Raw genomic sequence first — 26,305 nt, forward strand, 5'->3', positions numbered from 1 at the left:
CTACGCCCGCAGCGCGATCATCGGCAGCACCACCGCGTCGAGGGCGGCGGCCAGCACCGGGAGCAGGGCCGGCCAGCGCAGGGCCGCCGCGGTGCCGATCCGCCCCCGGGCGAAGGCCAGGATCAGCATCGGCGCCAGCGGCAGCAGGTCCCGGGCCTGCATCCCCCCGAGGCCGCCCGCCGGGGCGAGGGCCTGCGGCAGCACCGCCAGCCAGAGGCCGAGCAGCGCGCAGCCCGAGAGCCACAGCCGCTCCGCGCGCGGGGGCAGGGGGCCGCGCCGCAGCGCGACGGGCGGCACCAGCAGCGCGGCGGCCCAGACCCCGGTGAGGAACCCGGGCAGCGGGACGGGCAGGGACACCAATCCGCCCCCCGCCGCGCCGGGGGGCGGAAGCCCGGGGCTCGCGGCCGGAAGCAGGGCCGGCAGGAGCGCCGACAGGAGAGCCGGCAGCAGGGCGAGCGCGGCGAGCGGCAGCCGCTCCCGCCAGGCGCGGACGCGTCGCCCCGGGGGCGGGAACGGCACCAGCAGCATCCCCACGAGGGGCGCGCAGGCCGGCCGCGCCAGCACCACCAGGGCGATCGCCAGCGCCGCGCCGGCGCGGCGCGCCGATCCGTGCCGGCCCGTCATCGGCCGGGGGCTGAGCAGCGCGGCCGCGAGCGCCGCCAGCGCCAGGACGGGCCCGTCCGGTCCGGAGGCGGCCGCGAGCGAGGCCGGGAAGCACAGCAGCGCGAACAGCGCGGCCCGGCCCCGGGTCGCCAGGGCCAGGGCAGCGAGCCCCAGGCCCAGGAACGCCGCGATGCCGGCGAGCCGGCCGCAGACGGCGAGGGCGGACGGGGTCTCACCGGTGAGACCGATCCAGGCCAGCGCGAGGCAGGCCGGGAGGCCGAGGCCCAGGAAGGCAAGGGCCCAGAACCGGCCGTCGCCGGTGACAGGCAGTCTCACGGCCGCGTCCGGGTCGATCGGGCGGCCGGCCCCTGCGCGGCGGGTGCGCGGACAGGGCACGGCATCGCCGGCCCGCTCAAGCGGCGGGCCGCGCGCGCGCGGCCCGCAGGAGGTCCGGCACGAGCCCCGGCAGCGCCGCGGCCAGGAGGCCCGCCGCCCGCAGGACCTCCGCGGCCTCCCGGGGGGAGCGGCGGGCGAGGGCCAGGGCGAGACGCAGGGGCACCTGCGCGCCGAAGCTCGCCGCCGCCAGGCCGAGGGCCGTCGCGGCGCCGTGGTGCTTGCCGGCGTACAGGATCTGGCTGCGCAGGAAGTAGAACAGCCGCCGCGCCCGCACCTGCCGGGTCGTGCCCTGGCCGACATGGCGGGCGACCGCCCCGGCCACGTGCCGCACCGCGAAGCCCGCCGCCCGGGCCCGTTCGCAGAGGTCGGCATCCTCCCAGTAGACGAAGAAGCGCGAGTCGAACCCGCCGAGGCTCCGGAACAGGTCGCGGCGGATCATCAGGAAGGCGCCCATCACCTGGTCGACGGCGCGGTCCTCCGCGTGGTCCCACTCCAGCAGGAAGTGCGGCCGCACGAGGCCGAGGCGGTCCAGCGCCAGGGCGCGGCCGAGGAGGCCCAGCGCCGAGGGCGCCCGGGCGCAGGAGCGCGCGGTCCGCCCGTCCGGGTCGACGAGCCGCGCGCCCACGATCCCGGTCCGCGGGTCGGCCGCCAGGGCGGCCAGGGCCACGCCGAGCGCGTCGGGCGCGACCTGCGTGTCAGGGTTCAGGAACAGGATCGCGGGGGCGTCGCCGGCGGCGGCGCCCTGGTCGCAGGCCCGGCCGAAGCCGAGATTCGCGGTGTTCTGGATCAGCCGGAGCGGGCGGGGCAGGGCGGGCAGGGTCTCGGTGGAGCCGTCCGTCGAGGCGTTGTCCACCACGGTGACCTGCACGGCCGCGGCGTCCCGCGCGGCCGCGAGGCTCGCGAGGCAGGCGCGCAGCAGGCCGCCGCCGTTCCAGTTGACGATCACGACGTCGAGGGCAGGGCGGTCGGTCACGGCAGGTCCCGGGGCAGGTCCCGGGGCGGCCCGAGGCGCCCGAGGGCGCCGTCGCGCGCGGCCGCGAGGAGCCTGAGCAGCACGGCGGGCCGGAAGCCCGAATCCGCCCAGTACAGCCCGGCCTGGAGCGGCAGGTAGGCGGCCTGGGCGAGTTTCCAGCGCGGCGGCACGTGCGGCAGCCGCCACGCGTAGATCGCGTTGCGCAGGTAGGTCGCCATGCGGAACAGGGGCTGGCGCGGCATCGTGATCCCGAAGGCCCGGATCGTCCCGCCGCCGACGCGGTGCGGGATCGCGACGGCGTCGGCTCGGTAGCAGCCGTAGCCGAGGCTCCAGGCACGGAAGCACCATTCGAGCTCGACCCCGTCGATGAAGAAGTCGCCGCGGAACGGCCCGACCCGCGCGAAGGCGTCGAGGTCGAGGAGCGAGCCCGAGGTCGCCAGGAACTGCACCGGGGCGAGGCCGTCGCGTGCCGGCGCGCCGGGACGGGGCGGGTAGGCCGGCGCCTTGTGGCCCGGTGCCGGCGCGGGCGCCGGGCCCACCACCGCCGCCGGGATCCCGGCCTCCCGCAGCCGGTCCCGCGCCGCCAGCAGCGCGGCGGCGAGATCCGCGGGCGGCTCGGCGTCCTGGTCGAGGAGGAGGAGGGTCCCGCCCCCCGCGGCGCGGGCGGCCGCCGCGATCCGGTTGAGCGCCTCGGCGATGCCGAGATTCGTGCCCGCCGACAGCAGGGTCACGCCGGCCCGGGCGAGCTGGTCGGCCGTCCCGGCCGGGAGGCCGCCATTGTCGAAGGCGATCACCGCGGCGTCGCCGGCCGAGGCCAGGGCCCGGACGCGCGCCACCTGGTCCGGCCGCGGCCGGAACAGGGTGATCCCGAGGACAAGGCTGCCGAGCCGCAGGTCGGGCACCGGCCGCGTCCCGGTGACGGGTCCGGTGATGGGTCCGGTGACGGGCGCGGGACGGCCCGTCACGCCCGCTCCACCGCGGCGGTCGCCGCCTCCAGGGCCGCCGTGATGGCGGCGGCCTGCTCGGCGCTGAGCGGGCCGCGGGCGAGCCGCATCTGCAGGGCGAGCTTCAGCCCCTCCTTGGCGCGCACGACCGAGGGCGGGGGACCGTCGCCCCGGGCGGCCTCGGCCTCCGCCATCCGGGCGAGGATCGCCTCGAGGGTCGGGCGGTTGCCGTCCAGGAAGGCCTGCCCCTCCGGGGTGATCGCGTGCAGCCGCTTTGTGCCCTCCCCGGGGGTCACCGTGACGTGGCCGAGTTCCTCCAGGAGGGTCAGCGTCGGGTAGACGGTCCCGGGGCTCGGGCTGTAGGCGCCGCCGACCCGCTCCTCGATCGCCTTGATGATCTCGTAGCCGTGGCGCGGCTTCTCGGCGATCAGGTGGAGGATGACGAGGCGCAGGTCGCCGTGGGCGAAGAAGCGCGCGAGGTCGCCGCGGCCGCCGCGGCCGAACATCCGGCGGTCGCCGGGACCGCGACCCGGGTGGCCGTGGGGCCCGTGCCGTCCGCGGGGGTCGCCGCCCATCGGCCCGCGATGGGCGCGGACGCGGAAGGCGTCGAAGGGATCGGCGTGCAGGCCGTCCGAGACATAGGGATGCATGGAGACGACTCGATTTCGATATGACGAATTTTCAGATATATCGAAATACGGTCGGCAGCAAGGCCCCTCCGCCGGTCCGCGGCGTGGCCCGCGGCGCGGACGCCGGCGGCGCCCCGCGGTTTACGGATTCGGCCGGTTCCGCTAGTGCGACTTGTGTCCGACAGGACGATCGCTCCCGCGCCGCCTCGCGCCTCCGACGCTGCCCGCCAGCTGCCGCCCATGACCCGATCAGAGCCCCGCGCCTCGACGGCGCCCGCCCGGCGGGCGGCCGATGGATCCCGCGCCCCGTGACGGCCCGCGGCGAACGCCCCTCCGCAGAGTCCTGAGATGCGCCGCGACTCCGACGGGACCGGCCGGATCTCGGCCCTGACGCGGATGCGACGCCGCCTCGGCCGGCTGCGCGACCCGCTGGCCACGCCGGCGGCGCTCCACCGACGCTGGGCGGGCGCGGCGACCGGCGCGGATCTCGAGGCGCGCCTGATCGCCGCCCTGGCCCCGCACTTTGACACGGCGTTCTACGCGAGCTGGTACGGGATCGCGGCCGACCCGGTGCGCGACTACCTCGTCCACGGCTGGCGCGCGGGCCGCGACCCGCGCCCCGACTTCGACTCCGCCGCCTACCTCGCCGCCCATCCCCACCTCGCCCGCGCCGGCATCAACCCGCTCCTGCACGCCCTCGCGCGCCGCCGCGCCGGACGTGAAGGGAAGGGGGAGGCGGCCGCCCTGCCCAAGCCCGACACGGCCGAGGCCCACCGCCTCGCCCGCCGCCTCGTCGACGGCGCCTACTATCTCGCCGGCAACCCCGACCTCGCCGCCGCCGGCGTCGACCCGGTCGACCACTACATGGCCTCCGGCTGGCGCGAGGGCCGCGAGCCGGCGCCGCACTTCGACACCCTGGCCTACTGCCTCAGCCGCGGGATCACCTTCGCCACCCGGAACCCGCTGGTCCACTACGTCCTCCACGGCGGACCGGCCCGCCCCGACCCGGAGGCCGCGCTCGCGCTGCGGGTCGAGACCCTCGCCCCCTACTTCGACGCCGCCCATTACCGGCGGCGCCTGCCCGGACCGCAGGCCGAGCCGCTGGCCGATGCCTCGGACACGGAGTTGCTGCGCCACTACGTGGCGGAGGGCTGGCGGGCGCGGATCGGCCCGCGGCCGGACTTCGACCCGGCCGGCTACGTGCAGGCGCGGGCCGGCAGCCGGGCGGTCGCGGACGACCCGTTCTTCCGCTACGTCGCCGAGACCCGGCTGACGGGGGCCGAGCCGTTCGCGGGGCCGCACCGGCTGAACCTGCCGGCGGTGGACGCGGACTGGTACCGGGCGACCTATCCGGACGTGGGCGGGCGCGAGCCGTTCCTGCACTTCGCCGAGGCGGGCTGGCGGGAGCTGCGCGATCCCGGCCCGGGGCGCTCGACGCTGGCGGCGCTGCTGCGGGTCTGCGGGCTGCGGCCGGCGCGGGCGCCGGTCGAGGACACGGGCTGGCTCGGGGCGATCGGGCAGGAGACCCTCGACCGGGACGCGCTCCTGGACCTGCAGGCGCGGCTGGTGGCGGGGCATTTCGACCACGGCTTCTACCGGGCGCGCTACGGCCTGTCCGAGGCGGAGGACGCGGTGCGCGACTACTGCGACACCGGCTGGAAGAAGGGCCGCAACCCCAGGCCCGACTTCGACGGGCAGGCCTACGCCGACGCGCATCCCGGGATGCGCGAGACGGGCCTCGCGCCCCTCGTCCACCGCCTCGCCACGGCGCTGATGCACGGCACCGACATCGCGGCCGGTGCCTTCCACCCCCGCTACGGCACGCCGGATTCGCGGGAGGCGGCGCTGGCCGACGAGGCCCGGACGGTCGCGCCGTTCTTCGACGCCGCCTTCTACGCCAAGCGCAACCCCGACGCCGCCGGGGCCCCCGGCGGGCCGCTCGCCCACTTCGTCGCCTACGGGCAGCACGAGGGCCGGGACCCGAGCAAGGCCTTCTCGATCGCGTTCTACCGGGAGACCTACGGGCACCTGCTGGGTCCCGGGGAGTCGCCGTTCCTGCACTACGTGCGCACCGGCCGGGCCGCCGGGTTGATGGGCTGCCCCGAGGATCTCGGCACCTACCCGCCCATGGAGGCCCCGGCCGCCGACGCGTGGGACCGCCTGCCCCGGGCCCTGCCCATCGCGCAGGCCCGAGTCGTCGTCATCGTCCCGGTCTACAAGGGCCGCGGCGAGACCCTGCGCGCCCTCCACGCCTGCCTGTCGGCGCCCCAGGCCACCCCCTTCACCCTGCTCGCCGTCAACGACCGCTCCCCCGACCCGCAGCTCACCGCGGACCTCGCCGCGCTCGCCGGCCGCGGCCTGTTCCACCTCGTCGAGAACGAGCGCAACCTCGGCTTCGTCCGCTCGGTCAACCGCGCCCTCGGCCTGCGCCAGGGCCGCGCCGTCGTCCTGCTCAACTCCGACGCTGAAGTCTTCGGCGACTGGCTCGACCGCCTCGTCGCCCACGCCGAACACAACGCCGAGCCTCGGGCCGGGTCCGGCACGGAAGGAGGGGCAGAGGCTGGGGCAGGGGCCGGGGCAGGGGCCGGGGCAGGGATGGGCGCGGGGCTGCCCGTGGGCAGCGTCACGCCCCTGTCCAACAACGCCACGATCTGCTCCTACCCGCGCTTCAACGCCAACAACACCATGCCGCTCGAGATCGCCCGGCCCGACCTCGACCGCGTGGCCGCGCAGGTCAACCGCGGCCGCGCCGTGCCGGTGCCCACCGGCGTCGGCTTCTGCATGTACATGACCGCCGCCGCCCTCGACGCCGTCGGCGACCTCGACGCCGAGGCCTTCGGCAAGGGCTACGGCGAGGAGAACGACTGGTGCCTGCGCGCCATCAAGGCCGGCTTCGTCAACCTGCTCGCCGAGGACGTGTTCGTCCACCACGCCGGCCAGATCTCGTTCGGGCTCGACGCGGGCGGCGAGTACGACCAGGGCCAGGCGGCGCTGCTCGCCAAGCATCCCGACTACCCGGCCCGGGTCGGGCAGTTCGTCCAGGCCGATCCCGGCCGGCGCGGGCGGGCGCGGCTCGACCGGGCGCGGCTCGCCCGGCACTTCGCCGGCCGGGCGCTGCTGTACGTGACGCACAGCTGGGGCGGGGGCATCCAGCGGCACATCGACGACATGGTCGCGCAGGCCCGGGCCGAGGGCCTGAGCGTGGTGCTGCTGCAGATCGACCGGACCCGCAACCTCGAGGTCCACGTCTCGTATCGCGGCCCCGAGTTCCTGTACCTGCCCAACCTCGACAGCCTGTACCTGCCGCGGGACGCGGCCGAGCTCGCGGAGTTCGTCGGGCAGCTGGCGCCGGTTCTGATCCACGTGCACTCGCTGGCGGGCTTGCGCTGGGGCGCGGCGCGGGCGCTGATGGCGGTGGTGGCGGGGTCGGGGCGTCCCTACGCGTGGACGCTGCACGACTACTCGCCGGTGTGCCACCGCAACCACCTGGTGCAGCCGGACGGGCGCTACTGCGGCCTGGCGCCGGTGGCGGAGTGCCGGTCGTGCCTGGCGGTGGACGCGGACGGGTTCGAGGAGCCGGATCCGGGCGAGCGGCGGGCGGCGTTCGGGGCGTTCCTGGCGGGCGCCGCGCGGGTGTTCGCGCCGTCCTCCGACACGGCGGCCCGGATCCGGACGGTGTACCCGGACCTCGCAGTCACGGTGCGGCCGCATGTCGAGCCGGAGCGGTCGGTGCGCTCGACCGCCCTCCAGCGGCCCGGCCGAATCCGCCGCGTCGCCGTGCTCGGCGCGATCAGCGCCACGAAGGGCGGCCTGTTCCTGCAGGCGCTCGCCACCGACGCGCAGGACCGCGACCTGCCGCTGCACTTCGCGATCGTGGGCTACTCGGACCCGGCCCTGGCGATCGGCCTGGAGCGCGTCGGGGTCGCCCAGACCGGGCGCTATTCCGGGGACCACGAGGCCCTGGACCTGGTCTGGCGGCTCTCGGCCGACCTCGTGCTGCTGCCGGCGATCTGGCCCGAGACCTACTCGTACGCGCTGACCCTGGCGCTGCGCACCGGCCTGCCGGTGGCGGCCTTCGACCTCGGCGCGCCGGCCGAGCGGCTGCGCGCCTACCCGAACGGGCACCTGCTCCCCGGCGCGCTGGCCACCGATCCGGCCGCCTTCAACGACCGCCTGCTCGCCATCGACGTCTCGGCCGCGGGCCGGCTCACCGTGCCGATCCGGGCCGCCACCTACGGCGACCTGATGGGCGACTATTACGGCCTGGACCCGGCGCCGGCCGGGACCGGGCACCCCAGCGACGAGGACGCCGCATGATCTCCGTCAACGAGGACATGAAGCAGGAGATGCTGCGCCGCGGCATCTCGGTGCTGCACCCGGCCCCGTTCGGCCTGCCGGAGGATTGCGTCTTCGAGCCGCCGTGCAGCATCAAGTGGATGGGCGTCGATTACTGCCTCACCATGGGGGCGTTCTCGTACGCGGTCAGCGGCTACTATTTCGGGGCCGACATCGCCCGCTACTGCTCGATCGGCGAGAGCGTCCAGGTCGGGCGCGGCAGCCACCCGGTCCAGTGCGGCTCGACCTCGCCGCTGTTCTACACGCACCACTCGGCCGTGTTCGACCGCATCGACCCGCGGGCGGAGGATTACGAGATCTCCGGCCCGTATCTCTGGCCCAAGCGCGTGCGTATCGGCAACGACGTCTATATCGGCCACGGCGCCTTCCTGATGCCCGACATCACGATCGGCGACGGGGCGGTGATCGGCGCCATGGCGGTGGTGACCAAGGACGTGCCGCCCTACGCGATCGTGGCCGGCAGCCCCGCCCGGATCGTGAAGATGCGCTTCCCGGACGCGCTGATCGAGCGCTACCTGAAGGTGCAATGGTGGCGCTACGCCTTCTGGGACCTGCGCCAGTGCTCGATCACCGACCCGGAGCGGTTCATCGACGCCGTCGAGGAGCGGATCGCCGGCGGCATGCAGGAATACCGGCCGGAGTTGATCCCGATCCAGTCGCTGGTGCCGGGCGCCTGAGGCCCGGCGCCCGCCGGAACGCGCCGGGCGCCCGGGGCGGCGCGCTCAGCCCGCCAGCACCCGCGCCGCCGCGTCACCCAGCGCCCGCACGCCGAGGGCGAGGTCGGCGTCGCTGGTATCCTCCGCCCAGTGGTGGCTGATGCCGCCGATCGAGGGCACGAACAGCATCGCGGCCGGCAGGATCCGGGCGACGTTCTGGGCGTCGTGCCCGGCCCCCGACGGCATCACCTGCCACCCGCCGGGGCAGACGCTCTCGGCCGCCTCCGAGAGGGCGCGCATCAGGGCTGGGTCGCAGGGGGCGGGGATCGCCTTGGCCAGGGCCGTCAGCGTGGCCGGGCAGCGCTCGCGCCGGTTCGAGTCCCGCACCAGCGCCTCCAGGCAGGCCTCCATCCGCTCCAGCACGGGCATCGCCACGTCGCGGAACTGGAAATACACCTCGGCCCGCCCCGGGATGATGCTGAAGCCGCCGGGATCCAGGGTGATCCGTCCCGTGGTCCAGGTGCTGCGCGGCCCGCAGACCTTCGGGAATTCCCGGTCGATCGCCGCGAGCAGCCGCACCGCCGAGAGACCCGCGTCCCGGCGCTCCGCCATGGTGGTGCCGCCCGCGTGGTCCTGGTTGCCGGCGAAGTCGATCCGGAACTGCCAGATCGCCACGATGCCGCTCACCACGCCGAGATGCAGGCCGGCGGATTCGAGCTGCGTGCCCTGCTCGATGTGCATCTCGAGGAAGCCGCGGTAGCGGTCCGGGTCGAGCCGCGTCCGGGGCAGGCCGGCGAGGCCGGCGCTCGCGAGCGCGGCGCGGAGCGGCGTGCCGTCGGTGCGGTTGCGGGCCTCGTCGATCTCGGCCTCGGTCAGGTCGCCGATCGCCGAGCGGCTGCCCAGGAAGCCCCCCGAGAAGTGCCCCTCCTCGTCCGCGAAGGCGACGACGTCGACGGGCAGCCCGGCGCGGGCCAGCGCGACCCCGGCCACGACGCCCAGCGCCCCGTCGAGCCAGCCGGCCTCGTTCTGCGTCTCGATGTGGCTGCCGACCAGCAGGTGCGGGCCCGGCCCGCGGTGGCGCCCGAGCACGTTGCCGATCCCGTCGATGGAGGCCTCCAGGCCGCAGGCCTCGAGCCGGGCCATCAGCCAGCGCCGGGATTCCATGTCGTCGGCCGAGAAGGTCGGCCGGTGGACGCCGGTGCGGAACCGGCCGATCTCGCGCAGTTCGTACAGGTCGGCCAGGAAGGCCCGGGTGTCGATCGCGGTCATGGTGAGCCCAGGCGATGAGGCCAAGTTTGAGGCCAAGTGTTGAGGCCGAGTGAGGCGGCCACGTGAGGAGGCCTCCGGCGGTGCAAGCCCCGTGCGGCCCGCTATTCCGCCGCCGCAGGTCTCGAGGCCGCGCCCTGCGCGCCACCCCGCGCATCGCCCGCCGCGCCCTCCGCCGCGCCCTCCAGCCAGGCGGCGAGATCGGCCCGGGCCCGGTCGGTGAGCGCGCGCTTCTTCAGCGCCGCCTTCTCGGGTCCGCGCAGGCGCCGGCCGGTCTCGTTGCGGGGGGCCCGCTCGAGCGGCGGGAACAGGCCGAAATTCACGTTCATCGGCTGGAACGAGCGCGGGGCGTTGGCCTCCCCGTCCGCCATCAGGTGGCCGCCGGTGATGTGGGCGATGAGCGCGCCGAGGGCCGTGCTCTGGGGCAGGGGGGCGAGGGGGTCGCCGGCCGCCTCCGCGACGGCGAAGCGGCCGGCCATCAGCCCGACCGCGGCGCTCTCGACGTAGCCCTCGCAGCCGGTGATCTGCCCGGCGAAGCGCAAGGTCGGACGGGCCCGCAGCCGGAGGGTGGCGTCGAGGAGGCGCGGGCTGTCGAGGTAGGTGTTGCGGTGCAGGCCGCCGAGGCGGGCGAACTCGGCCCGCTCCAGGCCGGGGATCATGCGGAAGACCCGCACCTGCTCGGCGTAGGTCAGCTTCGTCTGGAAGCCGACCATGTTGTACAGGGTGCCCAGCGCGTTGTCCTGGCGCAGCTGCACGATCGCGCAGGGCTTGACCAGCGGGTCGCGGGGATTGGTGAGCCCCACGGGCTTCATCGGCCCGTGGCGCAGCGTCTCGGGACCGCGCTCGGCCATGACCTCGACGGGCAGGCAGCCGTCGAAATAGGGCGTGCCCTCCCACTGCTTGAACCCGATCTTCTCGCCCGCCACGAGGGCGGCCACGAAGGCGTCGTACTGCTCCCGGGTCATCGGGCAGTTGAGGTAGTCCGCGCCCGTGCCGCCGGGTCCCGGCTTGTCGTAGCGGGACTGGAACCACGCCACGTCCATGTCGATCGAGTCGCGGTGGACGATCGGCGCGATCGCGTCGAAGAAGGCCAGCGACTCGGCGCCGGTGAGCCCGCGGATGCCCTCGGCCAGCGCCGGCGCGGTGAGCGGGCCGGTGGCGACGATGCAGGGGCCCCACTCCTCCGGCGGCAGGCCCTCGACCTCCCCGCGGACGAGGGTGACGTTCGGGTGCTGCTCCAGGGCCCGGGTCACCGCGGCGGAGAAGCCCTCGCGGTCGACCGCCAGCGCCCCGCCCGCCGGCACCTGGTTGGCGTCGGCCGCCCGCATGATCAGCGAGCTCAAGGAGCGCATCTCCTGGTGCAGCAGCCCGACGGCGTTGCCCTCGGGGTCGTCCGACCGGAACGAGTTGGAGCAGACGAGCTCGGCCAGCCCGTCGGTGCGGTGCGCCTCGGTGCCGCGCACCGGGCGCATCTCGTGGATCACGGCGCGGTGCCCGGCTTCGGCCACCTGCCAGGCGGCCTCGGATCCGGCGAGGCCGCCGCCGACGATGTGGATGGTCTGTGTCATGTCCGAGAATAGCGAAGGACCGCCGTCCGGATCAACGGGCGGCGGTCCTTCGAGGCATTCGTCTCGGGCGCTGTGACGCGGAGGCGGGGATCAGACGCGGGCGACGCCGCGGATCTCGCTGCGGTTGATGCCGAGATCGGCAAGATCGCGGTCCGACAGGCGGGACAGCTGGGTGACGGTGTCGCGGTACCGGAGATAGGCGCGGACGCGGCTCAGGACGCTACGGGCGGCGGACATGGTGTGCTGTGACCTCTGCTCGGGCAGACAATGGCGCCCCATTGCGCATCGCTGCCTCTTGTTGGTGCAACGCACATATAATCGCGCCGCAGCGCAGCAGGAGTCGCAAGGTCAAGCACCAGACCTGCGAAAATCGCATAACCGGCTTAAGAAACCGGCAAGGTTTCCGGATGGTCATTCTTTGTGCGCATGCAGGGCGCCGAGGAGCCTTCCGCACGCGCGAAGGGCGCCCCGCCGGTCGGCGGGACGCCCTGCATGCCGTCTGACGGGCTCGGACGGGGGCTCAGTAGAACGGGCGCGGCCCGTAGAAGCCGTAGGGCCGGTAGAAGGGCCGCGGCCGGTAGTAACCGCCGTACCCGCCGTAATAGACCGGGCGCCGCCAGTAGCCGTAGGGCCGGGGGCCCCAGTTCGGCCGGCAGATGCCCCACGGATTGGGATGGAAGCCGGGGCCGCAGCCCCCGGCCGCCTCGGCAGACCCCGCGAGCCCGAGGCCGCCGGCGATCGCGGCGGCCATCACGAGTGCCTTCGCGCGCGGTGCGCTCAGAATCGTCATGACTGGATCTCCTCAACGTTTCCGGCGGATCGGGAGCCGGTCGTTCGAGATTCGGTCCCGCCACCTGAACCGTCGCTGAGCCGTAGGTTGTGTCCGGTACAGGCCCGCGACGGCGCCGCGGCAACGCCGCGCGGAGCGCGAAGGTTGCACGCTCCGGGTCGCGACTTCAGTGCAGCGAGGGCGTGCGCAGAAACCGCTCCCGATCCCCGGAGACGAGGGCGAGCTTCACGCCGCGCCCCTCCCGGCGGATCGTGAGGGGGACCCGCACCCCGGCCTCGCCCAGGGCCCAGACGCTCCGGAACAGGGCGGCGAGGTCGGCCACCGGCTCGCCGGCCACCGCCTCGATCACGTCGCCGGCCTGGAGGCCGCCGGTCTCGGCCGGGCCGTTATCGGCGAGGCCCATCACGACGATGCCCTCCTCGCTCTCGGTGGCGTAGAGGCCGAGCCAGGGGCGGGGCGGCCGGTCGGCCCGCCCGCGCGTGGCGAGGTCCTCGAGGATCGGCGTCAGAAGATCGATGGGCACGACCATGTTGATCGGCCGCGCCGCGCCGCCGCCGCCCTGCTGCAGCTGCAGCGAGCCGATGCCCAGCAGGTCGCCCTGGGGGCCGATCAGCGCGGTCCCGCCCCAGTGCGGGTGCGCGGGGGCGGTGAACAGGGCCTCGTCGAGGACGTACTCCCAGTAGCCGGCGAATTCCTGCCGGGCCACGACCTCGACGGCGACGCAGCGCTGGCGCCCGCCCGCCCCGGCCAGCACGGCCCGGTCGCCGGTCTTGAGCCCGGCCGAGTGGCCGAGCGGGAGGGCCGGCACGCCGAGATCGCCGAGCGCCTGGACCAGGCCGAAGCCCGTGGCGGCGTCGAAGCCGAGGACGTGGCCGGGCACCGAGCGGCCGTCCCGGGTGGTGAGCCAGACGCTCTCGGCCTCGGTGACGAGGTAGCCGATGGTGAGCACCAGCCCGTCCTCGCGGATCACCACGCCGTTGCCGGCGCGCTCGGTGCCGAGCGTCTCGGCCGTGAACGCGCTGTCCGGGATCCGCGCCGACAGGGCCAGGACCGCGGAGAGCGCCCGGTCGAGGTCGTAGCCGTAATCCGCGGGCCTGGGCTGGGCCTGCGCGGGGATCTTCCACTCGCCCTGCGTCGCCATGACAATCCTTCGGCTCGTCCGCCTGCGCTCCGGTCGGCCCCGGAGCCGCGCCATCGGCACACCATAGGATGTCCGCGCCGCCCGCGTCACCCGCGGCCGGCTGCGACCCGTGGCACGGGCCCGCCCGGGGCGGCCGGGTGCGGCCCGCGGCGGCACCGGCACAAAGAAAAACCGCCCGGCGGAGCCGGGCGGCGCGCCGTCCCGGAGGACGGCCTGTCGGAGATCCGGGAGCCCCCGCCGCGCGGCGGCGGGGAGCCCGGTGTCTCGGAAGGATCTCAGTACTTGCGGACCAGCGGCGCCGGGACCGGCGCGGCGGCCGGGGTCGGCGAGTAGAGCGGCACGATGAACCGGATCCAGCCGTCGGTGGAGTAGTTGTCGCGGGTGCGGCCGAACGCGTTGGTGTACTGCGCGCCGGTCACGACGTCGCGGGCAACGTAGGCCTGGACGGTGAAGATCTTGAAGTCGTAGCCGATGAGGCCGCCGAGGGCGAACCGGCCACGGTTCCCGGCCGCGGCGCTGGCCTGGCTGATGTCGAAGTTGTAGGTGCCGTAGGCGATCGGGCCGATCTCGAAGTTGCCGAACTTCTTGGTCGCCGTGAGGTCGAAGTTCAGGGCGTCCGACAGGCGGATCGGGCCGATGGCGGCGCCGACCTGGCCGGGGAAGCGGCCGGGCGAGTCGTAGATGTTGGCGGTCAGGTTGGCGGTGATGTTCCAGCCGTCACCCGTGTAGCTGCCGGCGATGCCGAAGCGGTAGGTGTTGGAGGAGAGCTGCGGCAGGACCGGGGTGGCCGTCGTGCCGTTCGCGGTGATGATCGAGCCGCGGTCGCCGTTCAGGTCGTTCAGGTAGGCGCCGCCGAGCAAGCTGACGCCGAAGTTGTTGCCGAGGTCGAAGGCCCAGATGCCGCCGACGAAGGTGCCGACGTTGATCGAGATGTCCTTGTTGCGCACGCCCGCCGGGTTGCGGGTGAAGGCGAACACGGTCGGGGGCGCCACGAGCAGCTCGACGCGGCCGCCGAACGGCACGAACGGGGTCGACCAGACCAGGACCGGGATGTTGACGGCCGTGTCGGGCGAGTTCGGCGCGTCGGTGCGGCGATAGGTGAACGTGTTGATCGCGTAGAGGCCTTCCGGCAGCGGCGCGCCGACCGCGAGGCCGACCTGCTCGCCCGGAACCGTCGTGGTCTGCGCCTGCGCGATCGTCGAGGTCATGCCGACCGTGAGCGCGACCGTGCCGGCCGCGAGCCAGTTCTTCATCATTTTCTCATTCCTTCCCAAGGTCATACGGCGTCCGTCCCGCATTCGGCACTTCCCTGCCGGTCTGCTCGCCTATCGCGGCTGCCGGCTTCGGACCTGCCGAGCGCCCCCACGGAGCCTGCCCGTCTCAACGTCTGCGACTATTCTACAGAGACCTGCGGAAAGACAGTGGAATGCTCGCCGAAACGCCACAACCGGCCGAACCGTTGCGCAAAAGCCGCATTTTTGCGGCGATGCAACACTGTCCACAGACCCTGCTCGGATCGCGGTTTCGGCAAAATATCGTTGAACGGTCAAGCTGTTGCCGGCCCGGGCCGCGGGAGAATCCGGCAAAGGCGGGAAGGTGATCGGGCAGGCCGCCGGTCCGGACGCGCGGGCCGGGATCCGGCTCCGAGCCGGTCGGCGGCGGGTCCGGAGCCGGATCCGGCCGCTCGAATCACCGTCCACGGGCGCGGGGTCCGGCCGAGACCCGGCAGAAACTGCCGCGCCGGCCCGGGAGCGGGTGATCGTCGCGTCGGACCCGCGCCCGCACTGCAGGGGCGGTGGCGCGTCCGGCACGGACGCCGGTGCGTGCGATGCCCGCCCCCGGAAGGTCCGCCCCCTCCGCCGCCGCGCTACTCCGCGGCGCGACCGCGGCTCGCGGGTGAGGCGGGCCGCCGCTCCAGCACCTCGCGCAGGAACCGGCCGGTATGGCTGGCCTTGGCGCGGGCGATCTCTTCCGGCGTGCCCTGCGCCACCACCCGGCCGCCGCCGTCGCCGCCCTCGGGACCCATGTCGATCACCCAGTCGGCGGTCTTGATCACTTCGAGGTTGTGCTCGATCACCACCACGGTGTTGCCCTGGTCGACCAGCTCGTGGAGCACCTCCATGAGCTTGGCGACGTCGTGGAAGTGCAGGCCGGTGGTCGGCTCGTCGAGGATGTAGAGGGTGCGGCCGGTGGCGCGCTTCGACAGCTCCTTGGAGAGCTTCACGCGCTGTGCCTCGCCCCCCGACAGGGTGGTGGCCTGCTGGCCGACATGGACGTAGTGCAGGCCGACCCGCTTCAGGGTCTCGAGCTTGTCGCGGATCGCCGGCACCGCCTTGAACAGCTCGGCCGCCTCCTCGACGGTGGAGTCGAGCACGTCGGCGATGGACTTGCCCCGGTACTTCACCTCCAGGGTCTCGCGGTCGTAGCGCTTGCCCTTGCAGACGTCGCAGGTGACGTAGACGTCCGGCAGGAAGTGCATCTCGATCTTGATGACGCCGTCGCCCGAGCAGGCCTCGCAGCGCCCGCCCTTGACGTTGAACGAGAAGCGCCCGGGCTGGTAGCCCCGCGCCTTGGCCTCGGGGAGGCCCGCGAACCAGTCGCGGATCGGCGTGAAGGCGCCGATATAGGTGGCGGGGTTCGAGCGCGGCGTGCGGCCGATCGGCGACTGGTCGATGTCGATGACCTTGTCGAGGTGCTCCAGCCCCTCCAGCCGCCCGTAGGGGGCCGGGTGCTCCAGGGCGCCGTTCAGCTTCTTGGCGACGGCCTTGTAGAGGGTGTCGATCACCAGGGTGGACTTGCCGCCCCCCGAGACGCCGGTGATGCACGTGAAGGTGCCGAGCGGGATCTCGACGTCCACGTCCTTGAGATTGTTGCCCCGCGCGCCGAACAGGCCGAGCTTGCCCTTCCGGCCCTTGCGGCGGGCGGTCGGGGTGCGCACCGCCATCGCGCCCGTGAGATACTTGGCGGTGAGCGAGGCGGGGTTCGCCAGCACCTCCGCGGGGGTGCCCTGCGCGATGATCTCGCCGCCGTGGATGCCGGCGCCCGGGCCGACATCGACCACGTAATCGGCCTGCAGGATCGCGTCCTCGTCGTGCTCGACCACGATCACCGAGTTGCCGAGGTCGCGCAGGCGCTTGAGCGTGCCGAGGAGCCGCTCGTTGTCGCGCTGGTGCAGGCCGATCGAGGGCTCGTCCAGCACGTAGAGCACGCCGGTCAGGCCGGAGCCGATCTGCGAGGCGAGGCGGATGCGCTGGCTCTCGCCGCCCGAGAGCGAGCCGGAGCCGCGGGCGAGCGTCAGGTATTCCAGGCCGACATCCACCAGGAAGCTCAGCCGGTCGCGGATCTCTTTCAGGATCCGGACCGCGATCTCGTTCTGCTTCGCGGTCAGCTTCCCGGGCAGGTCCGAGAACCACCGGTGCGCCTCGGAGACCGAGAGGGCGGTCACGTCGGCGATGTCCGCCATGGCGACCTTCACGGCCAGAGCCTCGGGTTTCAGCCGCTTGCCGCCGCAGGCGGCGCAGGGCGTCTCGCTCATGAAGCGCCCGATCTCCTCGCGCACGGCGTCCGAGTCGCTCTCCTTGTAGCGGCGCTCCAGGTTCGGGATCACGCCCTCGAAGGGCTTGTTGACCGTGTACTTGCGCAAGCCGTCGTCGTAGGCGAAGCGCACCGCCTGCTTGCCCGAGCCGTAGAGCACGATGGCGCGGGCCGTCTCCGACAGGCTCTGCCAGGGGACGCCCGTCTTGAAGCCGAAATGCTCGGCGAGCGCCTCGAGCGTCTGGCCGTAATAGGGCGAGGTCGACTTCGCCCAGGGGCCGACCGCGCCGCGCTTCAGGCTTAAGCCAGGGTCGGAGATCACCAGCTCGGGATCGATCCGCATCTCGTGGCCGATGCCGCTGCAGGTCGGGCAGGCGCCGAACGGGTTGTTGAACGAGAACAGCCGCGGCTCGATCTCCGCGATGGTGAAGCCCGAGACCGGGCAGGCGAAGCGCGACGAGAAGGTGACGGTCCGCGGCGCCTCGCCCTCGGGGGCGTCGGCGAACACGATCTCGGCGACGCCGTCGGCGAGTTCCAGCGCGGTCTCGAAGGAATCGGCGAGCCGCGAGCCGATATCGGCCCGGACCACGATCCGGTCCACCACCACGTCGATGTCGTGCTTGAACTTCTTGTCGAGCTTGGGCACATCGTCGATGGCGTAGTATTCGCCGTTCACGCGCAGCCGCTGGAAGCCTTTTTTCTGGTATTCGGCGATCTCCTTGCGGTACTCGCCTTTCCGCCCGCGGACCACGGGCGCCAGCAGGTAGAGCCGGGTCTTCTCCGGCAGTTCCAGCACCCGGTCGACCATCTGCTGGACGGTCTGGCTCTCGATCGGCAGGCCGGTGGCCGGCGAGTAGGGGATGCCGACCCGCGCCCAGAGCAGGCGCATGTAGTCGTAGATCTCGGTCACCGTCCCCACGGTCGAGCGGGGGTTCTTCGAGGTGGTCTTCTGCTCGATCGAGATCGCCGGCGACAGCCCGTCGATCTGGTCGACGTCGGGCTTGGACATCATCTCCAGGAACTGGCGGGCGTAGGCCGAGAGCGACTCGACGTAGCGGCGCTGCCCCTCGGCGTAGATCGTGTCGAAGGCGAGCGACGACTTGCCCGAGCCCGAGAGCCCGGTGAAGACCACGAGCTTGTCCCGCGGGATGGTCAGGTCGACGTTCTTGAGATTGTGCTCCCGGGCGCCGCGGATCGCGATGACCCGCCGGTCCTCGACGGGGGCCGGCGCGGCGTCGAACAGGGCCTCCAGCTTGGCGTCGATGGCGGCTTCGTTCCGCGCGCCGGGGGAGCTGGATTTCGCGCGAACCGGCTTGGACTCGGGCACCTTGGACTGGGGCGCCTTGGACTGGGGCGCCTTGGCCGTCGCCGGGGCTTTCGGAGCCGTCTTGGAAGGCGCTTTGGCGGCAGCTTTCGGTGCGGCTTGGGCAGCACCGACGCGGCTTGCGGCACGACTTCCAGCTTGGGCTTTGGCCATGAGGGCGGCGGTCTTTCGAGGCGTCGACCGAGGCATCGACGAAGTCGGACGGATTCGCGCGCGGGCCAGCCGCCGCTCCGGCTCATGTCGAGCCCGAGGGGGCCCGCGGCAAGATGCGGCCGGCGGGACGCAGGCCCGTCATGCGCCGCCCTTGCTAGAACGAAACGCGTACGTCGGCAACCGCTCGGTGAACGCGCGACCGTCTTCGCGAGCGCAGCGAAGCGATGACGCGGTGGAGCCAGCGGCCGCGATCGGAGTCCGGTGGCCCCAGCTTCGCCGTAGCTCGATTCGCCAAACCTTGGCCCACCTTCGGTGTTGCACCGCGGGCGCCGAGATCCACGTCGCCGTATCCCGCCCTCAGATCCACATCCCGACAGGTATCGATGCCAGCATGCGACGCGACCGATCCGGCCGCCCTCCGCGGTTCCGACGACCGCACGGCCACCCAGCAGCGCCTGTCCACGCGGCTGCTGTTCCTGATCGTGGGCATCGCCAACGCCACCTGGGCGCCCCTGGTGCCGCTGGTGAAGGACCGCGCCGGCCTCGACGCGGCGGGGCTCGGCCTGCTGCTCCTCACCTTCGGCGTCGGCTCGATCCTGGCGATGCCGAGCGCCGGGGCCGCGGCCGCGCGGCTCGGCTTCCGGCCGGTCCTGCTCGCCGGCACGCTCGCGATCGGCGTCGCCCTGCCGGTGCTGGCCGTCGGCTCCGGGCTCGTGCCGCTCACCGGGGCGCTGCTGCTGTTCGGGGCCGGGATGGGGGCGGTGGACTGCGTCATGAACCTGCAGGCTGTCGTGGTGGAGCGCGCCGCCGGGCGCCCGATGATGTCGGGCTTCCACGGTCTCTACAGCCTCGGCTGCATCCTGGGGGCGCTGCTGGCCAGCGTCCTGATGGGCACCGGCCTGGGCGCCGGCTGGAGCGTGCTGATCCTGGTCGCCGGCATCGTGGCCCTGTTCGCGGCCGCCTGGCCGGGCATCCTTCCGGCCGGCGGGGCAGGGGGAAGCGGCGGGCCCGCCTTCGCGCTGCCCCGCGGCCCGGTGCTGGTGCTGGGCCTGCTCTGCTTCGTGGTGTTCCTGACCGAGGGCTCGGCCCTCGACTGGAGCGCGGTGTTCCTGATCCAGCAGCGCGGGCTCGATCCGGCCTGGGCGGCGCTCGGCTACGCTTCCTTCTCGGTCACCATGACGGCCGGCCGGCTCGGCGGGGATGCGATCGTGGCCCGCCTCGGCCGGCGGCCCGTGGTGATCCTCGGCGGCCTGCTGGCGGCGGCCGGCCTCGCGCTCTCGGTCGTCATCCCGGCCTGGGAGGCGGCGCTCGCCGGCTACGCCCTGGTCGGGGCGGGCTGCGCCAACATCGTCCCGGTCCTGTTCACGGCGGCGGGGCGCCAGACCGCGATGCCCGCGCGCGTGGCGGTGCCCGCGGTGACGACGCTGGGCTATGCCGGGGTGCTGGCGGGGCCCGCGCTGATCGGCTTCGCCGCGCAGGCGCTCGGCCTGCCCGCGTCCCTGCTGATCGTGGCGGCGCTGCTCCTCGGCGTGGCGGCGGCCGGCCGGTCCCTGCGGGTGTGACCCCTCACGCCTCGGCGTTGCGCGCCATGAAGGTGGCGGGCGTCCCGTCCTCCGGGTTCACGAAGACGATGTCGGTCGGCGCCCGCCGGGGCGTGTCGATCGACAGGAACACCACCGGGTCCCCGGGCTCGAGCGCCGGCATCGCGTGGACCGTGCCCTTCTCGAAGAACAGGAGCTGGCCCGGGCCGAACGCCGTCTCGGCGGCCGGATCGCCCAGCCAGACCCGGCCCCGGCCCGAGAGGCAGTAGAGGTACTCGTCGCAGGTGGCGTGATAGTGCGGCGGGGTCGGCCGGTAGATCCGGAACACCCGGGCGCTCGCCGCCTCCCGGTCGGTCAGGTAGGTGTCGACCAGGAGGGTCTCGGCGCTGTCGGGCAGACCCGCCGCCAGCGCCGTCACGTCGAAGAGGCCGGTCCCCGCCGCGTCCGCCATCACGTCCTCCTCAATCGGAAAACCCTTCGAGCACGATCTTCCCCCTGGCGCGCCCGCTCTCGACCAGCGCGTGGGCGCGCCGCAGGTTCGCGGCGTCGATCCGCCCGTAATGCTCCCCCAGGGTGGTGCGCAGGCGCCCGGAATCAACGAGGCGGGATATCTCGTCGAGGAGCGCCCCCTGGGCGGCGATGTCGGCGGTGGCGAACATCGAGCGGGTGAACATGAACTCCCAGTGCAGCGACAGGCTCTTGCGCTTGAGGAGCCCGACGTCGAGGCGCTCCGGATCGTCGATCAGGGCGAGGCGGCCCTGCGGGGCGATCAGCTCCACGATCGCGGCGAGGTGGGCGTCGGTGCTGGTCGTGGAGAAGACGAGGCCCGGCGCGCCGATCCCCAGGGCCGCCACCTCCGCCGCCAGGGATCTGGAATGGTCGACCACGTGGTGGGCGCCGAGGTCCCGGCACCAGGCCGCCGTCTCAGGCCGCGACGCGGTGGCGATCACGGTGAGGTCGGTGAGTTCCCGGGCGAGCTGGATCGCCACCGAGCCGACGCCCCCCGCGCCGCCGACGATCAGGATCGCCGGGGCCGCGCCCGGCACCGGCTTGTCCCCGTCGAGCCGGTCGAACAGGGTCTCCCAGGCGGTGATCGCGGTGAGCGGCAGGGCGGCGGCCTGCGCCCAGTCGAGGCTCTTCGGCTTGTGCCCGACGATGCGGGCATCGACGCAATGGTATTCGGCGTTCGTCCCCGGCCGGGTGAGGTCGCCCGCGTAGAACACCGCGTCGCCCGCGGCGAAACCCTGGACCTCCGCGCCGGCGGCGACGACGGTGCCGGCCGCGTCCCAGCCGAGCACCTTGGTGCCGCCTTCCTCCGGCTCGGCCCGCCGCCGGACCTTGGTGTCGACCGGGTTCACCGAGACCGCCTCGACCTTCACCAGCAGGTCGCGCGGGCCGGGCTCGGGCTGGGGCAGGTCGAAGTCGACCAGGGCCTCGGGATCGGTGATCGGCAGGGACTTGCGGTAGCCGACGGCGCGCATGGTGATCTCCTCGGAGTGTCGCCGCAGGAGATGCCGCCCGCCTTCACGGGCCGCAAGTACGCACATAAAACGCCACTAGTGCCGGAAATGATACCGTCGGAGACAGCCCATGCCCCGCACCCGCCGCCACACGGGCGCCTGCAGCCCCGGCTGCGCCGTCGAGGCGACGCTCCGGCTCATCGACGGCAAGTGGAAGGGCGTGATCCTCTACCACCTGCTGGAGGGGACCCTGCGCTTCAACGAGATCCGGCGGCGCCTCGCCAGCGTGACCCAGCGCATGCTCACCAACCAGCTGCGCGAAATGGAAGCCGACGGCCTGATCACCCGGACGGTCTACGCCGAGGTTCCTCCGAAGGTGGAATACAGCCTGACCGAGCGGGGGCGGTCCCTCGACCCGGTCATCCGCGCACTGAAGACCTGGGGTGATCTGCACGCGGAATTGGCAGATACCACTCAAAACGCCGCCTGATTGGGCAAACCGGTGCCGAATATGGGCGCGACCACATAACCGGATCTTTATGACTTGGCCGGAAGGTGGCGCATCTCCCGCCGGACGGTTCCAGAACTTCCGATGCCGATCCTCGCCTCGCTCCGCGCCCGCATCCTGGCGGTGGCGCTCGCCCCGTGCCTCGCCTTCGCGGGGGCGGCGGGCCTCGCCGTGTCGGACCAGTGGGCGCGCCGCGCCGAGATGGGCCGGGTGGAGGGCCTGGTCGGCCTCGCCTCCCGGATCAGCGCCTTCGTGCACGAGGCCCAGCGGGAGCGCGGCGCCTCGAGCCTGTTCCTGGGCGCGAAGGGCGCGCAGTTCGGCCCGGAACTGGCGGCCCAACGCGAACGCACCGACGCGGCCCTCGCCGGGCTTCCCGAGGCCATGAAGGCCGCGACGGGCTTCGGGCCGGTCTTCCAGGCGCGCGGTGAGGGCTTCGCGCGGGCGCTGACCGGGCTGGCCGCGCAGCGCCGGGCGGTCGACGCCCTGACGGCGGCCCCGCCGCAGGCCGTGGCCTACTACACGGGCCTGATCGGGGAGGGGCTCGGCCTGGTGCGGGCCATGGGCGGCGCGATCGACGAGGCCGGCCTCGCCGCCCGGGCGAACGCCTACGCGGCCTTCCTGGCGCTGAAGGAGGCCGCCGGCCAGGAGCGGGCCGCCGCCTCGGCGGTCTTCGCCTCCGGCACCCTCGACCTCGCGGCCGCCCGCCGCCTCGCGACCCTCGCGGCCGACCAGGCGACCTATGCCGGCCTGTTCCGGGCCGGCACCGAAGCGGGGCAGGCGAGCCTGCTCGACGCCGCGGAGGCGACCGAGCCGTCCCGCGCGGTCGCCCGCCTGCGCGCGGGCGTGCAGGAGACGATGCCGGGGACGCCCCCGGCCTTCCGCGACGCGCCGGGGTGGTTCCGCCTCGCCACGCAGCGGATCGACGCCCTCAAGGGCGTGGAGGATCGGCTCACCGCCGACCTGGTGGCGGCCGCGGGGGCGGCGCACGCCCGCGCCGAGCGGATGCTGGCCCTCTGGGCCGCCGGCGGGCTCGCCCTGTTCGCCCTCTCGGCCGGCCTCGCGGTCTGGCTCGGCACGGCCATCGCCCGGCCGCTCTCCCGGATGGCCGGGGTGCTGACCGCGATCGGCCGGGACGCGGGCACGGCCGACCTGACCATCCCGACCGGCGGGCCGCGCGAGGTCCGGGCGATCGCCGCGGCCGCCCTGGCGTTCCGCGACAGCGTCGCCGAGCGCCGGGCGGCCCGGGCCGCGCAGGAGCGGCTCGCCGCCGAGACCGCGGCGGTCCAGCGCGCGGCCGCCCTCGGCCTCGCCGACAGCTTCGAGCGCCAGGTCGGCGGGATCGTCGAGGCCGTCTCGGCGGCGGCGGCCCAGCTGGAGGCCTCCGCGCACGGGATGGCGCGGGCCGCCCAGGACACGACCGATCTGAGTCGGGCGGTGGCGGTGTCGGCCGATTCGGCCGCCCGCTCGGCCGACACGGTGGCGGCGGCCACCGAGGAGCTCACCGCCTCGGTCCGGGAGATCGGCGTGCAGGTCGGGTCCTCGGCGGACCTCGCGGCGAACGCCACGCGGAGCGCCGACGGCATGGCCGGGGAAGTCCACCGCCTCGCCCAGGCGGCCGGCAGCATCGGGGAGATCGTCGCGATCATCTCGCAGATCGCCGGCCAGACCAACCTGCTGGCGCTCAACGCCACCATCGAGGCGGCCCGCGCCGGGGAGGCCGGCCGCGGCTTCGCGGTGGTGGCCGCCGAGGTCAAGACGCTCGCGGAGCAGACCGCCAGGGCCACCGAGGAGATCGCCGGCAAGGTCGCGGAGATCACCGGATCGACCGAGGCCTCGGTCCGGTCGATCGGCGGCATCACGGCGGTGATCCGCGACCTCGCGCGGATCGGCGCCGAGATCGCCGCCATGGTCGAGCAGCAGGGCGCGGCCACCGCGGAGATCGCCCGGACCACCGCGCAGACCTCGCAGGACACACGCGGCGTCTCGGGCCACATGGCGGGTGTCGGCGCGGCGGCCGGCACGGCGAGCCAGGGCTCCGCCCAGGTGCTGCGGGCGGCCGCCGACCTGTCCCGGCAGGCGGGCGACCTGCGCGGCGCCGTCGAAGGCTTCCTGGCCCGGGTCCGCGCGGCCTGAAGAGAGGCTTCCGGCGGGTCGAGCCCCCTGGCGGCGTCGGGAACCGTCTCGGCGCGAGGCGGCCCGGGGAACCGATGACGGGCTTGCGGCCGCCACGACACGCCGCGCTCCCTGGGCGGCACGGCGATCCAGGGCTTCGAGGCCGAACGAGCCACCGCCACGAAGGCTCCGCGCCGGCCGCGAGAGGGCACGGGGACGGTGCACGCCCGGAACCCCGGGGCTTCAGCGCGGGATCCGGGCCGGATCGCCTCCGGGTTTCCGGCCCCGTCGGGAGTCAGTCGGGAATCGCGAAGCCGATCGACAGACACAGGGCCGCGACGGCCGTCAGGGCCATGGCGGCCTGACGGACCTGACGCCAGCGCGCGCTGCGCGCGCGCTCCTCCGGGCTGGCGCCGAGCTGGAGCTCGTCGTCGAAGCCCGTCACGAAGGATTCGAAACTCGGGAAGGCGCGCCGCGCGAGCCAGATCCACACGCCGACGGCGATCAGGCCGAGGACCCAACCGCCGTAGGTAAACGCATCGTCCAACATCCGGCGCAGCCCTCGAGACGACGCCCCCCTCGCGACTTATTCTACGGGAAGTTGCGAAGATTGCCTAGGCGGAAGAAGGGCTTCCGGTGGCGGTTCCGTGTTTCCGAACGTGTCTCGCCGGGACCGATCGGGTGCCGGTCCGGCCGCGTCCCCGTCGCGCGTCCGTCAGGGCCCCGTCGGGTTCCTGTCGCTCCCCTGTCAGTCTCTTGTCAGTCTCTCGCGCGGCCGAGGGCGTAGAGGGTGATGGCGGCGGCGTTCGAGACGTTGAGGCTGCGGATCGCGCCCGAGAAGGGGATCCGGGCCAGGACGTCGCAGCAGCCCCGGGTCCGCTCGCGCAGGCCCTTGCCCTCGGCGCCCAGCACGATCACCAGCGGCCGCGCGATCGTCAGCGCGTCGAGGCTCTCGGGCGCGTCCGAATCGAGGCCGACCCGGGTGAAGCCGCGCTCGCCCAGGGCGATCAGGGCCTCGGCGAGGTTCCGGACGGTCACGAAGGGCACGTGCTCCAGGCCGCCGGAGGCGGATTTCGCCAGGACTCCGGTGGCGCCCGGCGCGTGGCGCGCCGTGGTGACGATCCCGGCGACCCCGAAGGCCGCGGCGGTGCGCACGATCGCCCCGACATTGTGCGGGTCGGTGATCTGGTCGAGCGCCAGCAGCAGCGCGTCGGCGGGCAGGTCGTCGAGGCCGGGCGCGGGCAGGGGCTCGGCCTCCAGGTACAGACCCTGATGGACGGCGTCCGGGCCGAGCAGGCGGCCGATGTCGCTCGGCCGCACCAGCTCCGGGGTGATCCGCACGGCGCCGCCGAACTCGGCCTCCAGCCGCGCGGCCGCGTTCTCGGTGGCGAGCAGCCGGTGCAGGCCGCGCTGGGCGTTGCCCAGGGCCTGCACCACGGGATGCCACCCGTAGAGCACGGTCGGCCCGTCGCCGCCCTCCTCCCACGGGCGGGACGCCCCGCCCGGGCGACCTCCGGACCGGGGGGCGGGGCGCCGGGGCCCGTGCGGGCGGGGCCGGGCGGGGCGTCCGCCGGGCGGCCGGGCGTCGTCGCGGCGATCCGTCATCGGGCCGCGATCGGCGAAGGGGCCCTGGGTCGGGCGAGGCTGGGCCGGGCGAGGCTGGGCCAGACGAATTCGGGCAAGGGGGGCATCGGCGCGCTCTTCTCTGAGGGCCCTGTCGGAAGGAGCCGAGAAACCGGGCGGCATCGCGCGCGTCAAGCCGGCATCACACCGGGAACTGCCGGCAGCCCTCGGGGATCCAGGGCCAGGACGATCGACGGAGCGCGCCGGCACGGCACCGGATTCCGTCGCCGACCCGTCAAGTCGGGACGGTCCTCCCGCGTAGGAATGTGGAAAACGAATTCATATTCCCTTTGTGACCTGTGCATGTCTGGGCGCGACACGGTCGTTCGTCAGAACGAACGGGCTGGTCCGCAGTAGGAAGATTATCTGGACGAATCTCTCAGAGAGTCAGTTCAGCAAGTTATATGGGGTGGCGAATTCCGCATCTGTGCCAGGGCCTTGGCCTGCGTTCGCGCATTCGACTCTGCGCCGGCCCGCATCGGACTCTGCGTCGCGGCGTATCCGATTCTGCGCCCGGACGGCCGGTCGGCGTATCGGAATCTGCGCGGCGGCGTATCCGATTCGGCGCGAATCCGGGCCCGGAGCGGTGAATAACGGGGACGGACACCGAGCGGTCCCGCGTATCGGACTCTGCGTGGGATCGCCGGGGGAGCGGGGCCCGTATCGAACTCTGCGCGTGCCGGCCCGGGAGCCGGCCGTGAAGGGAGCAGTGTCGGCCCGCTTTCCGG

At 73.8% G+C, this 26,305-nt stretch carries 20 protein-coding genes; 5 read left to right on the top strand and 15 right to left on the bottom strand.

From position 1 onward, the window contains the following. From ACX9MN_RS17105 to ACX9MN_RS17120, 4 genes are all read right to left on the bottom strand, one after another. Window positions 1-939, bottom strand: a complete 939-nt coding sequence (locus ACX9MN_RS17105; RefSeq protein ID WP_489724996.1) for a hypothetical protein — start codon at window positions 937-939, stop codon at window positions 1-3. A 76-nt stretch (window positions 940-1,015) separates the two neighbouring features. Beyond that, a complete protein-coding gene (locus ACX9MN_RS17110; RefSeq protein ID WP_489724997.1) occupies window positions 1,016-1,972 on the bottom strand; it encodes a glycosyltransferase family 2 protein in 957 nt (318 codons plus the stop codon). Beyond that, window positions 1,969-2,937, bottom strand: coding sequence for a glycosyltransferase family protein (locus ACX9MN_RS17115; RefSeq protein ID WP_489724998.1), 969 nt, complete (start codon window positions 2,935-2,937; stop codon window positions 1,969-1,971). Before ACX9MN_RS17115 ends, ACX9MN_RS17110 begins: the two co-directional genes overlap by 4 nt. Beyond that, window positions 2,934-3,566 carry a PadR family transcriptional regulator gene (locus ACX9MN_RS17120; RefSeq protein ID WP_020093357.1) on the bottom strand — a complete coding sequence of 211 codons (633 nt, stop codon included), beginning with the start codon at window positions 3,564-3,566 and terminating at the stop codon, window positions 2,934-2,936. The genes ACX9MN_RS17115 and ACX9MN_RS17120 overlap by 4 nt, the downstream gene beginning before the upstream one ends. Before the next feature lie 327 nt (window positions 3,567-3,893). Here ACX9MN_RS17120 and ACX9MN_RS17125 point away from each other — a divergent pair, with 327 nt between their 5' ends. After that, window positions 3,894-7,862: a glycosyltransferase gene (locus ACX9MN_RS17125; RefSeq protein WP_489724999.1), complete on the top strand. Its 3,969-nt coding sequence runs from the start codon at window positions 3,894-3,896 to the stop codon at window positions 7,860-7,862. Further along, window positions 7,859-8,578 (top strand): CatB-related O-acetyltransferase, encoded by a 720-nt coding sequence (locus tag ACX9MN_RS17130; protein WP_020095494.1) that lies wholly within the window; start codon window positions 7,859-7,861, stop codon window positions 8,576-8,578. The genes ACX9MN_RS17125 and ACX9MN_RS17130 overlap by 4 nt, the downstream gene beginning before the upstream one ends. Before the next feature lie 45 nt (window positions 8,579-8,623). On the opposite strand, the gene ACX9MN_RS17135 is transcribed toward ACX9MN_RS17130, so the two are convergent. From ACX9MN_RS17135 to uvrA, 7 genes are all read right to left on the bottom strand, one after another. Further along, window positions 8,624-9,826 (bottom strand): Zn-dependent hydrolase, encoded by a 1,203-nt coding sequence (locus ACX9MN_RS17135; RefSeq protein WP_091677322.1) that lies wholly within the window; start codon window positions 9,824-9,826, stop codon window positions 8,624-8,626. 101 nt (window positions 9,827-9,927) lie between these two features. Then, window positions 9,928-11,391 carry a methylenetetrahydrofolate--tRNA-(uracil(54)-C(5))-methyltransferase (FADH(2)-oxidizing) TrmFO gene (gene trmFO / locus ACX9MN_RS17140; RefSeq protein ID WP_489725000.1) on the bottom strand — a complete coding sequence of 488 codons (1,464 nt, stop codon included), beginning with the start codon at window positions 11,389-11,391 and terminating at the stop codon, window positions 9,928-9,930. Between the two features lie 90 nt (window positions 11,392-11,481). Next, entirely contained in the window at window positions 11,482-11,628 is a 147-nt protein-coding gene (locus tag ACX9MN_RS17145) for a DUF1127 domain-containing protein (RefSeq protein ID WP_020095497.1), read from the bottom strand. 283 nt (window positions 11,629-11,911) lie between these two features. Continuing rightward, a complete protein-coding gene (locus tag ACX9MN_RS17150) occupies window positions 11,912-12,181 on the bottom strand; it encodes a GCG_CRPN prefix-to-repeats domain-containing protein (RefSeq protein ID WP_020095498.1) in 270 nt (89 codons plus the stop codon). Between the two features lie 166 nt (window positions 12,182-12,347). Next, entirely contained in the window at window positions 12,348-13,322 is a 975-nt protein-coding gene (locus ACX9MN_RS17155) for a S1C family serine protease (RefSeq protein ID WP_020095499.1), read from the bottom strand. A 275-nt stretch (window positions 13,323-13,597) separates the two neighbouring features. Next, on the bottom strand, window positions 13,598-14,578 hold the full coding sequence (locus ACX9MN_RS17160) for a transporter (protein ID WP_020095500.1): 981 nt from the start codon (window positions 14,576-14,578) through the stop codon (window positions 13,598-13,600). Window positions 14,579-15,189: 611 nt separating this feature from the next. Next, on the bottom strand, window positions 15,190-18,333 hold the full coding sequence (uvrA, locus tag ACX9MN_RS17165) for an excinuclease ABC subunit UvrA (protein ID WP_489725001.1): 3,144 nt from the start codon (window positions 18,331-18,333) through the stop codon (window positions 15,190-15,192). Window positions 18,334-18,716: 383 nt separating this feature from the next. Here uvrA and ACX9MN_RS17170 point away from each other — a divergent pair, with 383 nt between their 5' ends. After that, window positions 18,717-19,895, top strand: coding sequence for an MFS transporter (locus ACX9MN_RS17170; RefSeq protein WP_489725002.1), 1,179 nt, complete (start codon window positions 18,717-18,719; stop codon window positions 19,893-19,895). Window positions 19,896-19,899: 4 nt separating this feature from the next. Here the strand turns inward: ACX9MN_RS17170 and ACX9MN_RS17175 are convergent, their stop codons facing one another. Together ACX9MN_RS17175 and ACX9MN_RS17180 are read right to left on the bottom strand one after the other, a co-directional pair. Further along, window positions 19,900-20,325, bottom strand: a complete 426-nt coding sequence (locus ACX9MN_RS17175) for a cupin domain-containing protein (protein WP_042671331.1) — start codon at window positions 20,323-20,325, stop codon at window positions 19,900-19,902. Between the two features lie 10 nt (window positions 20,326-20,335). Further along, window positions 20,336-21,355 (bottom strand): zinc-binding alcohol dehydrogenase family protein, encoded by a 1,020-nt coding sequence (locus ACX9MN_RS17180; protein ID WP_100253310.1) that lies wholly within the window; start codon window positions 21,353-21,355, stop codon window positions 20,336-20,338. 109 nt (window positions 21,356-21,464) lie between these two features. Here ACX9MN_RS17180 and ACX9MN_RS17185 point away from each other — a divergent pair, with 109 nt between their 5' ends. Then, the gene (locus ACX9MN_RS17185; protein WP_020095505.1) at window positions 21,465-21,824 is read left to right on the top strand and encodes a winged helix-turn-helix transcriptional regulator; all 360 of its coding nucleotides are present in this window, start codon (window positions 21,465-21,467) and stop codon (window positions 21,822-21,824) included. Between the two features lie 102 nt (window positions 21,825-21,926). Next, entirely contained in the window at window positions 21,927-23,975 is a 2,049-nt protein-coding gene (locus ACX9MN_RS17190) for a methyl-accepting chemotaxis protein (RefSeq protein ID WP_489725003.1), read from the top strand. A gap of 274 nt (window positions 23,976-24,249) precedes the next feature. Here the strand turns inward: ACX9MN_RS17190 and ACX9MN_RS17195 are convergent, their stop codons facing one another. Together ACX9MN_RS17195 and ACX9MN_RS17200 are read right to left on the bottom strand one after the other, a co-directional pair. Further along, window positions 24,250-24,504 carry a hypothetical protein gene (locus tag ACX9MN_RS17195; RefSeq protein WP_026605300.1) on the bottom strand — a complete coding sequence of 85 codons (255 nt, stop codon included), beginning with the start codon at window positions 24,502-24,504 and terminating at the stop codon, window positions 24,250-24,252. A gap of 209 nt (window positions 24,505-24,713) precedes the next feature. Beyond that, complete coding sequence (locus ACX9MN_RS17200) at window positions 24,714-25,559, bottom strand: TrmH family RNA methyltransferase (RefSeq protein WP_083916122.1); 846 nt, start codon at window positions 25,557-25,559, stop codon at window positions 24,714-24,716. Window positions 25,560-26,305 lie beyond the last annotated feature (746 nt).

The organism is Methylobacterium sp. 1A (assembly GCF_058072805.1).